The sequence below is a fragment of the Niallia sp. MER 6 genome, assembly GCF_023714395.1.
In the GTDB taxonomy this organism is placed as follows: Bacteria; Bacillota; Bacilli; order Bacillales; family Cytobacillaceae; genus Niallia.
On the sequence record NZ_JAMAUK010000097.1, the window covers coordinates 1 to 1,357 of the forward strand.

Genomic DNA, 1,357 nt, shown 5'->3' on the forward strand with positions numbered 1-1,357 from the left:
ACAATCGTTTTCTTAAAATCATCGTTATATTTTTTGCCTGCAGGTTTACGTTCCAATTCGGACACATCCTCTCAAAATAATTGTAAGGACTTAATTAAATTGTGTCCATGAAACTATACTAACTCCAGAGGTGCAAGTATGGCTAGCTTTAAAGGCTCCTTTAAAGTCAAATTTACTGTATTAGAAATTACTTTGTTGGTAATTCTAATTCTTGAACGTATTTAATCTATTAAGAAATTAAATACGCTTCAGTATATAAAGGGCAACCTTATATACTGAAGGAGTCCTTTAAAGCAAAATAAATTAATTAAAGGAATTAATTTATTTAAGCCATAGTTGCACTCTTAGATGAACATTATACTATTTAGTGGAGTTAGTATAGTTTAATGGACACAATTTAATTAAGTCTCTACAATTATTTTGAGAGGATGTGTCCAAATTGGAACGTAAACCTGCAGGCAAAAAATATAACGATGATTTTAAGAAAACGATTGTGGATTTGTATCATTTCGGCAGCCCGGTTAAAGAATTAAGCAGCGTTTTTAAGCCAAAATCCATATTTTTGAATTTTTTTCGTCAACAACTTCTACCCAAGCTGGGTTAATCAACTTTATTTTATTATTTTTGGCAGCTATACGTATATCTTCTTCAACTGCATTTATAAGCATGATATTTTTATTACTATCCAGAACTTTACGTGACAATTTCGCACGATTTCCGTATTTGATTTTTAAAGAGTTGGTTTTTAAAGGACCAATCTTCATAAGAGTTTTAACTTAGTTCTTAATCACTAATATATGTAAAAATAGTACCCCTTATAGGTCTTTTTTCATTACAATTTATACATTGCTTGTCAAAATAGGATGCTATGCAATTTTAAGTCTTAATCTCCCCAATCTTCCAGATTAGACTTTCCTAAAAACAAACCAATAACCTTATCTGCAAAAAGAACAAAATTTCGTGTATGTATCACTTTTCCATTCGCCATTCTAAATTGAACATCAGTTAAGGGTATAGCAGGATTTTCTCTATCTTCATCATTATAATAACCCTTAAACATTGAATCGGTTATCGAGAAAGCATCGATACCATTTGAATCTCCAAGAAACTTCTCTAAACTTTCTACAAGTGTGACATAATTCGTAGCATCTACCTCTTTTATTTCAACTAATTTACCACAGACAATTCCACCGTCTATTAAAAAAGTTAAATATTCAGTTGGCTCTTGCATTGGAGTTAGTATAGTTTCATGGACACAATTTAATTAAGTCCTTACAATTATTTTGAGAGGATGTGTCCGAATTGGAACGTAAACCTGCAGGCAAAAAATATAACGATGATTTTAAGAAAACGATTG

2 protein-coding genes are annotated in these 1,357 nt (G+C 30.9%); both read right to left on the bottom strand.

Annotation, left to right across the window (positions count from 1 at the left end):
- Window positions 1–542: 542 nt before the first annotated feature.
- Complete coding sequence (locus M3600_RS28330; RefSeq protein ID WP_251648559.1) at window positions 543–764, bottom strand: hypothetical protein; 222 nt, start codon at window positions 762–764, stop codon at window positions 543–545.
- A gap of 119 nt (window positions 765–883) precedes the next feature.
- Window positions 884–1,231, bottom strand: a complete 348-nt coding sequence (locus M3600_RS28335) for a hypothetical protein (protein WP_251648561.1) — start codon at window positions 1,229–1,231, stop codon at window positions 884–886.
- Window positions 1,232–1,357: the final 126 nt, after the last annotated feature.

Coding starts and splice junctions, on each gene's coding strand:
- M3600_RS28330 (WP_251648559.1), bottom strand. CDS start 764: ATGAAGATTGGTCCTTTAAAAACCAACTCTTTAAAAATCAAATACGGA.
- M3600_RS28335 (WP_251648561.1), bottom strand. CDS start 1,231: ATGCAAGAGCCAACTGAATATTTAACTTTTTTAATAGACGGTGGAATT.